The organism is Pseudomonadota bacterium (assembly GCA_034660915.1).
Taxonomy (GTDB): domain Bacteria; phylum Desulfobacterota; class Anaeroferrophillalia; order Anaeroferrophillales; family Anaeroferrophillaceae; genus DQWO01.
In genome coordinates, this window is record JAYEKE010000180.1 from 1 (window position 1) to 9,512 (window position 9,512).

The 9,512-nt window shown below is 48.9% G+C and carries 12 protein-coding genes; all 12 read left to right on the forward strand.

The annotated features are described in order from the left end of the window. On the forward strand, window positions 1-443 hold a 443-nt coding region (locus U9P07_10435), incomplete at its 5' end, for an exonuclease SbcCD subunit D C-terminal domain-containing protein (GenBank protein MEA2109822.1). Then, entirely contained in the window at window positions 433-1,515 is a 1,083-nt protein-coding gene (locus U9P07_10440; GenBank protein ID MEA2109823.1) for a virulence RhuM family protein, read from the forward strand. The genes U9P07_10435 and U9P07_10440, both read left to right, overlap by 11 nt. Further along, on the forward strand, window positions 1,502-1,885 hold the full coding sequence (locus U9P07_10445) for a GxxExxY protein (GenBank protein MEA2109824.1): 384 nt from the start codon (window positions 1,502-1,504) through the stop codon (window positions 1,883-1,885). The genes U9P07_10440 and U9P07_10445 overlap by 14 nt, the downstream gene beginning before the upstream one ends. 40 nt (window positions 1,886-1,925) lie before the next feature. Beyond that, complete coding sequence (locus U9P07_10450) at window positions 1,926-5,216, forward strand: AAA family ATPase (protein ID MEA2109825.1); 3,291 nt, start codon at window positions 1,926-1,928, stop codon at window positions 5,214-5,216. Beyond that, complete coding sequence (locus U9P07_10455; GenBank protein ID MEA2109826.1) at window positions 5,192-5,782, forward strand: plasmid pRiA4b ORF-3 family protein; 591 nt, start codon at window positions 5,192-5,194, stop codon at window positions 5,780-5,782. The genes U9P07_10450 and U9P07_10455 overlap by 25 nt, the downstream gene beginning before the upstream one ends. Next, window positions 5,779-5,970: a hypothetical protein gene (locus U9P07_10460; GenBank protein MEA2109827.1), complete on the forward strand. Its 192-nt coding sequence runs from the start codon at window positions 5,779-5,781 to the stop codon at window positions 5,968-5,970. Before U9P07_10455 ends, U9P07_10460 begins: the two co-directional genes overlap by 4 nt. Beyond that, window positions 5,957-6,373 carry a Fic/DOC family N-terminal domain-containing protein gene (locus U9P07_10465; GenBank protein MEA2109828.1) on the forward strand — a complete coding sequence of 139 codons (417 nt, stop codon included), beginning with the start codon at window positions 5,957-5,959 and terminating at the stop codon, window positions 6,371-6,373. Before U9P07_10460 ends, U9P07_10465 begins: the two co-directional genes overlap by 14 nt. Before the next feature lie 23 nt (window positions 6,374-6,396). Next, complete coding sequence (locus U9P07_10470; GenBank protein MEA2109829.1) at window positions 6,397-7,008, forward strand: Fic family protein; 612 nt, start codon at window positions 6,397-6,399, stop codon at window positions 7,006-7,008. A gap of 105 nt (window positions 7,009-7,113) precedes the next feature. Then, window positions 7,114-7,893 carry a hypothetical protein gene (locus tag U9P07_10475; protein ID MEA2109830.1) on the forward strand — a complete coding sequence of 260 codons (780 nt, stop codon included), beginning with the start codon at window positions 7,114-7,116 and terminating at the stop codon, window positions 7,891-7,893. A 40-nt stretch (window positions 7,894-7,933) separates the two neighbouring features. Then, window positions 7,934-8,224, forward strand: a complete 291-nt coding sequence (locus U9P07_10480; protein ID MEA2109831.1) for a nucleotidyltransferase family protein — start codon at window positions 7,934-7,936, stop codon at window positions 8,222-8,224. Beyond that, entirely contained in the window at window positions 8,217-8,573 is a 357-nt protein-coding gene (locus U9P07_10485) for a DUF86 domain-containing protein (GenBank protein ID MEA2109832.1), read from the forward strand. Before U9P07_10480 ends, U9P07_10485 begins: the two co-directional genes overlap by 8 nt. A 489-nt stretch (window positions 8,574-9,062) precedes the next feature. Continuing rightward, window positions 9,063-9,446: a hypothetical protein gene (locus U9P07_10490; protein MEA2109833.1), complete on the forward strand. Its 384-nt coding sequence runs from the start codon at window positions 9,063-9,065 to the stop codon at window positions 9,444-9,446. Window positions 9,447-9,512 lie beyond the last annotated feature (66 nt).

Sequence of the window (9,512 nt, forward strand, 5' to 3'; positions counted from 1 at the left end):
AATCAAAAAATAAAATTAGTGTCAATTCGTGTGTATTAGTGGTTCGAGAAAAAACCGTACCGTGTTTTCAGGAGCTGGTCCGCATTGTCGGGTCTCTGGATGATATCCATGCAAAGCTGGAGGAGCTCAAAAAGGAAAAAAGCTCTGCTTGGCTTGAGATTGAATACACCGGCAGCGACATCATCGGCAACCTGCGCGAGATGCTCGACGAGGCCATGGCTGACTCTGCCATGGAAATCCGCCGGATCAAAAACCGGCGCGTCATGGACCGGGTGATAAGTGCGGCCGGGGAAGATGAAACCCTCGATGATCTGGATGCCGGGGATGTTTTCACCCGCTGTCTGGATACCTTTGAGGTGCCGGATGAATACCGGGAGGAACTGACGGTCTCCTATAACGAAATAATCAAGGATTTGATGGAGGAAGATATAAATGCCGAATAAATCAAAAAAAGAACCACCGTTAAATCCCGATGACCACGGATTGGAACCGGCTAAAGGGCAGTTTCTGATTTATCAGGCAGAAGATGGCAAATTGAAGCTGGATGTGCGGTTTGAGGATGAATCGGTATGGCTGACCCAGCAGTTGATGGCAGACCTGTTACAAAGCTCCAAGCAGAACGTAAGCCACCATATTAACTCGATTTATGAAGAAGGCGAACTCCAGCCGGAGGCAACTGTCAAAAAATATTTGACAGTTCGATCCGAGGGAAATCGCCAAGTCAAACGCATGCTCGATTATTACAATCTGGACATGATTATTTCTGTCGGATATCGGATAAAAAGCCATGTTGCCACACGTTTCCGCATCTGGGCCACCCAAAAACTGACCGAGTTTATCAAAAAAGGCTTTGTGCTGGACGACGAGCGACTGAAAAACCCGGACCTGCCTTTTGATTACTTTGAGGAACTGGAACGGCGGATTCAGGACATCCGTACCTCTGAACGCCGTTTTTATCAAAAAATTACCGATATTTACGCCACCAGCATCGATTACGACCCAACGCTGGATATAAGCATTGAGTTCTTCAAGACCGTGCAGAATAAAATGCACCGGGCGATCACCGAGCAGACGGCGGCGGAAATCATTCATTCCAGAGCAGATGCCGACAAACCGGACATGGGCCTGACCAATTACCGTGGTGCTAAAGTCCGCAAACAGGATGTGACAATTGCCAAAAATTACCTGAATGAGGATGAATTAGCGGCACTGAATAATCTGGTTGAACAATATCTCATCTTTGCTCAGGGGCAGGCAATGCGCCGTGTTCCCATGCACATGAGCGATTGGATTAAAAAGCTGGATAGCTTTATGACCCTTAACGACCGGGATATTCTAATACATGCCGGTAAAATCTCCCATGAAATGGCTAAACAACTGGCGGAAAGTGAATATGACAAATTTCACACCAACCGCCTGACTGAATCAAGTAAACAAATCAGTGACTTTGACAAAGCGGTTAAGCAAATTGAATCCTCCAAAAAGAAGGGAGGAACCACGAATGGACACGAATAAACACGAATTACTGTTTGCTGAAGAGGTCTATCAGGTGGTGGGATGTGCCATGGAGGTATTGAATACCCTGGGACATGGATTGCTGGAAAAACCATATGAGAATGCTCTTGTGGTGGAGTTTGGGTTGCGTAGTATCTCGACAAAACAGCAACCGCATTATGACGTGATCTATAAAACAGTCAAAGTAGGTGACTATATTCCTGATCTGATCGCTTTTGACCAGATAATCGTTGAAACAAAAACGATCGAACGTATTACCGATATTGAGCGTGGCCAGGTGATCAATTACCTCAAAATCACAGGTCTGCGGGTAGGTGTTATCCTGAACTTCAAACACGCCAAACTCGAATGGGAGCGAATTGTCTTATGAATAATATTTGTGTCCATTCGTGTGCATTAGTGGTTCTGTCATGAAGATACTTGAACTCAGATTTAAGAATGTGGGCTCCCTCTATGGTGAATGGGTCATAGACTTCACTGATCCCGAATATGTATCCAACGGCATCTTTGCTCTGACCGGTCCGACCGGTGCGGGCAAATCGACGATTCTTGATGCCATCTGTCTTGCTCTGTATGGTGCCACACCCCGGCTTGGGAAGATCACCAAGAACGGAAACGAGATTATGTCCCGCCAGACCGGTGAGTGCTATGCCGAGGTTTTGTTTGAATCCCAGGCTGGTCGATTCCGCTGCCACTGGGAACAGCGCCGGGCTAGAAAAAAGGCTGAAGGGAACCTGCAGGATCAGGAACACCAGATTGCGGACGATGCTACGGGCAAGCCCATCGAAACCAAGAAGAGTCTTGTCGGAGCGGTCATTGAAGAAAAAACCGGGATGGACTTTGACCGTTTTACTCGCTCCATTCTGCTGGCACAAGGCGGGTTTGATACTTTCCTGAAAGCTGACGCCGAACAGAAGTCAAAAATACTCGAGCAGATTACCGGTACTGAAATTTATTCGGAAATCTCACGCCGGGTCCATGAACGTCAGCGTGATGAGCGGGAAAAGCTGAACCTCCTGAACGCTGAAACATCAGGCATCGTGATTCTGGAGCCGGAACAGGAAAAGGAAATTCAGGATGACCTTGAGACCAAGCTGAAACAGGAGACTGAGCTTGCCGGTAAATCAACCGAAACAGGCAAAGCCATCACATGGTTGACCACTATTGATAACCTGAAAAAGGAGATCCTTAGTCTTACAGATGAAGCCGCCAAGCTGAAGGCTGATACCGAAGCGTTCAAGCCGGAACGGGGCAAACTTGAACAGGCCACCAAGGCCGCGTCACTGGACGGAACATACGTGAGCGTAACATCCCTCCGTAAGCAGCAGGCTGACGATCAGACGTCCTTGAAAACGGATGAAGCAGCACTTCCTGAAATTGAAACATCTGCAAACAAACAAGCTGAGACTCTCAAAGCTTCCGAGCAGTTCACCCTCAAAGCCAAAGAGGAGCTGAAAACGGCAGCCCCGTTGATCCAGAAAATCCGGTCACTGGATCAAAAGATTGCGGAACAGACAAAGGCTGTATCAGAAGACGCTGATGCCTGTACCAAGGAAGCCGCAAAGGTTGAGACCGACAAGCAAGCTCGGGTGAAGGAGCTGGAAAAACGGACCGCCGCAGAAAAAACACTGGAGGCCGCAGAGCTGTACCTCAAAGAAAATGCGCGGGATGAATGGTTGATCAGTGGGCTGGCCGGTGTTGAAGAACAATTCGGCAACCTGCTCGCCAAGCAAGGGGAGATCACACAGAAAGAAGCCGATCTCAAAAAAGCCGATACGGTCGTAGCTGATGCCGCAAAGAAACTGGATGAAGCCTCCAAGCAATGTGGGCTCAAAAAACAGGAGCTGGAGACCGCCGGTAAAAATCTACAGCAAGGCAAGGATGCCCTGAGCGAATTGCTGGGTGACAAATTGCTCCGCGAATATCGCACAGAGAAGGAGACCCTTCTTCGTGAGATGGCGTTTATTAAGAAAATCGAGGAGCTTGAAGATCACCGGGCCAAGCTGGAAGACGGTAAACCCTGTCCACTCTGTGGCTCGGTCGTGCACCCCTTTGCCGAGGGCAATGTTCCGGTTCCTGATGAAATCGAGCAAAAGATAGAATCGCTGACCAAGATGATCGACAAGGCTGACGAACAGGAAGCCGCCATCAAAAAACTGGAACAGACGGAAAACACTGCCCGTAACAATTTGAACAATAGCGAGAAGCTGGAAACCGAAGCCGCCAATAACAAGAAGGCCGCAGAAAAAACGCTCACGGAATTAAAGGATGCCCTCACGAAACTTCGAACCGGCTTTGATGAACTCAAGTTGGCAGTTTCCGGGAAACTCCAGCCACTTGGCATTACTGAAATACCGGAGTCAAAGGTCGAGTCACTGCTCGAATCCCTTAAATCAAGACTGAAGGCATGGCAGGAACAGGTAAAACAAAAGGCCGACATTGAAAAACAGATTGCCGCCATCGACAGCGAGGTGAGGCGTCTGGATGCTGTGATTGATACGCAGGTCAAGGCTCTGGCTGAAAAACAGGAAAATCTGGAACGACTCAAAAAGCAACTGGCCGATGGAACAGAAGAGCGAAAGCAACTATACGGTGATAAAAAGCCTGATGAGGAAGAAGGCCGACTGAACAAAGCCGTTACCGACGCCGAAAAGGCCGAGAAGAAAGCCAGAGACCTGAACACCGATCTGCAACAGAAGCTGACAGCGGCCAAGACCCATATTGACTCCCTGAAGAAGCGCACCCTGCAAAGAACGCCTGAACTGGAAAAAGCGGAAGCGGACTTTTCTGCAGCTCTATCTTCCGCAGGCTTTGCAGATGAGAAAGTCTTCCTCGAAGCCAGACTATCACAGGAAGGTCGTGAGTCTTTATCTACCCGGGCTAAAGAGCTCGATGACGCGGGAACGGAACTCAAAGCCAAACAGAAAGACCGGGAGACGCGTCTGGCCACGGAGATCGCCAAAAAGCTCACGGACAAGACGCTTGAGGAGTTGGAGCCGCAGTTCAAAGAGTTTGAGGAATCCTTGAAAACACTGCGCGATGCCATTGCCGGGATCAAACACACGCTGAATGAAAATACGGCAGCCAAAGAGCGGATAAAGGAAAAGCAGTCCACCATTGAGGCTCAGAAGAAAGAGTGCCATCGTTGGGAAAAGCTGCATGGCCTCATCGGTTCAGCCGACGGGAAAAAGTACCGTAATTTTGCGCAGGGCTTGACCTTTGAGCTGATGGTTTCTCATGCCAACCGGCAGCTGGGAAAAATGACCGACCGCTATCTGTTGATCCGTGATGAACACCGTCCGCTGGAACTGAATGTCGTCGATAACTATCAGGCCGGTGAAATCCGCTCGACCAAGAACCTGTCCGGCGGTGAAAGCTTTATCGTCAGCCTGACGCTGGCGTTGGGGTTGTCGAAAATGGCCAGCCGGAAAGTGCGGGTGGATTCCCTGTTTCTGGATGAAGGCTTCGGCACCTTGGATGAAGAAGCTCTGGAGACCGCTCTGGAAACCTTATCCGGCCTGCAGCAGGACGGCAAGTTGATCGGAATCATCTCCCACGTATCTGCCCTGAAAGAAAAAATCAGCACCCAGATAAACATCACACCTGTATCCGGTGGCCGCAGCTCACTGTCCGGCCCGGGATGTACAAAGGTGGTTAAAAAAGAGGAATTAGAAAAATGGACGAACGATTTTATCTGCTGAAAATACAGCTGCTTGATATCGAACTGGTAATCTGGCGTCGTTTTGCAGTGCCCGCCAGTATCACGCTGGACCGGCTGCACGATGTTATCCAGATTGTCATGGGCTGGACCGACAGCCATCTGCGCGAATTTACCATCGGGAATAAACGATACACGGAATACCCTGAATCGAAAGAAGACGGGCTGGTCTGCGGACGATACCGTCTTGGAGATCTGATCAAACAGAAAGGCCGCACCTTCCGTTACCTGTATGATTTCGGGGACAGCTGGGATCATGAACTTGTTCTCGAAGAAAACCGCTATTTCAATCCGGAACCGAGAACGGAATTGGCCTGCCTTGAAGGTGAACGGGCCTGCCCACCTGAAGATGTGGGCGGTGTACCCGGCTACTTTGAATTCTGCAACGCCCTGAATGACCCGAGCCATGAAGAGCACGAAAGTTACATGGAATGGTCCGGTGGCGATTACGACAGTGAGCGGTTTGATTCCGAATCGATCAACTGGGAGTTGATAAAATACCTCCGCTGGTCCCGGGACAGGCATCAAAACTGTGGAGGTGTTGAATGAAGAAGGTATTTTCTGACAGCATACTCGAGAAAGATTCAGTTATCCGAAAATTCCGGATAACTGCCGTGAATGGAAAAAACGATATAGAGCAAAAAGCAACTATTAAGAACGGCTTAATAGTTCAAGGTTATGGAAACAGGCATTACGGGAGAATAAACGAAGGAGGTGTAATGCATGAGTGCATTTAATCCCAAATTCACCATAACCAACCGGATGACAGCTGCGATCACACATATCGAACGGGCACGGGGTTTTCTGGAAGCGGCACGCTTGTCTGATGACTGGGTGCGGGATATGGGAAATAAAGTCCTTATTAAAGAGGCACACCATACAACCCATATTGAAGGTACCAGATTAACACTGGATCAGGCCGAACGTCTGTGGAACAGTGAAGTAGTCCCTGAAGCCGACCCGGACGACACCCGGGAGCTGCTAAATTACCGCTCCGCCTTTGAATTCGTTTCCGATTGTCTGGACAGCGGCGACCCAATCACCAAAAGGCTGATTCGGGAAATCCACCGCAAACTGGTAGAAGGCGTGCGAGGTGTCAAGCTGATCCGGGCAACTATCGACGCATCCAAAACTATGTAGCCAATTCCTCCACCGGTGACGTTATCTACACACCGCCGTCAGCAGTAGAGGTGCCGATTATGATGTCGGAAATGGTCAAATGGCTCAACACTGATCTTGAAATACATCCGGTACTAATCAGCGGCATCGCCCAGTTCCAACTGGTGCATATCCATCCTTTTCTGGACGGAAATGGACGGACCTCCCGTCTGCTGTCGACTCTCTGCCTGTACAAAGCCGGATATGATTTCAAGCGGCTTTTCACCATCAGTGAATATTACGACCGCGATCGTCCTACCTTTTACAAGAAAATCCAGAGCGTCCGTGAAAACGGTATGGATATGACCGGCTGGCTCGATTATTTCATCAGCGGCCTTGAAACCCAGATGATCGAGGTCAAAGAGCGTGGTGAGCAGGTTATCCGCCGGGATGTTCTGGTACAAAAGCACAGCCTGAATGAGCGCCAAAGCAAAGCACTTGGCTACCTGCTGCAAAACGGGAAACTCACCATTCAGGACTTTGAAGGTATCTGCCCCGATATAAATCGATGCAGCCTCCAGCGCGCCCTCAAAGGAATGTTGGATAAGGAGCTGATTTTAGAATTGGGAGCAGGACCAACAGACCCAACCCGCCATTATACTTTATCGGAGCTATGACAAACTATGACATGGAGCTGTGACATTACTATGAAAAAGCTGTGACAATATTTTTTGTTGAACTTAAAAATTTCACCGGGACACGGTGGTGATAGTAATTAGCTGATGGAATTAGCTGTTTTGGCTTCGATTGCCGGTCTTGCACTGCTCGTTTGGAACGCTGACCGTTTTGTGGAAAGCTCGGCCTCCACGGCAAGATATTTCGGCATGCCGCCACTTTTAATCGGCATGGTCATCGTTGGGTTCGGAACGTCCGCACCCGAAATGGTGGTTTCGGCACTGGCAGCCATTGAAGGCAGGCCGGGAATTACGCTTGGTAACACATACGGCTCAAATATCGCCAATATCACCCTGATACTGGGCGTGACGGCCTTGATCAGCCCCATCCCCCATCCATGGTACATTCGACAGTATTGCGAACTGCCCATATTGAAGCTGCTGACCGTCCTCAGTGTCGCCCTGATAACAGATTTTGATTTATCCCGGCTCGATGCGGTTGTCCTGCTGCTGGTATTTGGCGCCCTGATGGCATGGACTATATATCAGGGACTGAAACAAAAGGACGACTCTCTGGCAAATGAGATTGAAGCGAAAGCCGCTGAAAAATCGATGCCCCTTAAACGTGCAGTCTTCTGGCTTGCCGGAACTGGCCTCATCCGTCATTGCCGCATGGTTGGAGGCTCCGATAATGGCAGCCGGGGCGGCATCTTCGTATTTCAGCTTAAGGATTTTGGCCGCGCCATAACGCCATCAATTATAGCTGCCAGGACGTTTATTAAACTGTCAGAACTTGTGGAATTTTTCCTTGCACGCCACATAGCAGATGTTATATTGTCGAATAGTTTTGAACGGCCTTCGTGCGCCTTTATGGCTTCCAGCGTTTAAGTAGGCTTTGAAGATAAATATGGCCCTTGGAGGTGGAACGATGAACAGACAGCATGCCATCGATCTGCTTACTTGCAGCAAACCGGAGCTGCAAGCTCGTTTCGGCGTGATCCAGTTGGCGTTGTTCGGCTCGACCGCCCGCAATACGGCAACCAGCGACAGCGACGTAGATATCCTGGTTGCCTTCGACGGTCCAGCCACCTCCAAACGCTATTTCGGGGTACAGTTCTACTTGGAAGACCTTCTCGGCTGCCCGGTTGACTTGGTCACCGAAAAGGCTTTGCGACCGGAGCTGCGCCCTTACATCGAACAGGAGCGGGGCAATGTCTGATGCCAGCAAACGCGAATGGCTTTTCTACCTCGATGATATGATCGATTTTGGCGGGAAAGTGCTGACCTACACCGACGGACTCGACCAAGCCGGATTCGTGGCAAGCGGCCTCAGCTATGATGCCACCCTGCGTAATTTGGAGCTGATCAGCAAAGCTGCCTCCCACATCCCGGATGAGGTTCGAACCGCCCATCCCGAAATCCCCTGGAGGATGATCATTGCCACCCACAACCGGCTCATTCACGGCTATCTTGGCATCGACAACGATACGCTTTGGAGCATCATCCAAGACGACGTGCCCGAACTACTGCCGCTCTTGAAGGCTTTGAAGGGTGAGGCGAAATCATAAAACACGATCGCGTCTCCGCCTTATTAAGGATGGCGCAGCGGCAGTTTGAACAGAAAAGGTAATTGCTGGGACAATGCCCCAAACGAGAGATTTTTCCGGAATATAAAATCAGAACGGCTGTCACATTGCAGGTTCTTTACCAAGTAATCTGCAGAAATAGAGGTTCTTGATTATATCTCCTACTATAATTCCATGCGATTTCACTCAACTCTCGAGTACCAAACCCCACTTGCATATGAAAAAGGGCATTGTTGCATAACGGCTCAATAAAAAGTGTCCGTTTTTACTTGACCACTATAGGTCATGCCAACGTTGACCTCATAGAAATGACAAAAATGCCATGGATGTAATTTTACAGGCTTGGGGATGAGGATTTTACCTTCTAAATAAAATTTTTTTGCACTCGCGGAAGGTAAGAATAAAAACACAAAAAGACGGTTAAAGATTGCTGGATGGCTGATTTATCTATTAGGAGTTCCGGCCTGGGTAATGATTCTCATCAGCAAGCACAACTGGATAGCCGCCTCAATAGAGACCGGTGGAGTTCCTTCGATGCTATTTGGGTTGTTTACCGTTTATCAGAATAGCGAAGCCCCAAATAAGATTTTTGATATTATTGCTTCACTATTTACATATGTTTTCTTGATTTTGGGTCTTAGTTACAGCCTGTATGATTATGGAGGGATTGCGTCTGTTTCCCAGCTCCTGGAAATAGGTGTAATGATCGGCTTTCTAGTAGGAAGTTATTTGTTGGCCAAAAACAATTCATATGGCTGGTTATTTTTCATGCTCATGAATGGAAGCATGGCTTCACTAAATCTCTACCGGCTGGAAGCCGGTAGGTTCGCAAGTCGGCTGAAAGCCCGACCATAATTTGGGACTAATCTTCTATTTTAAAATTATCGCCTTCTTCGGTGATTTCCTGGTGCTCGATATATT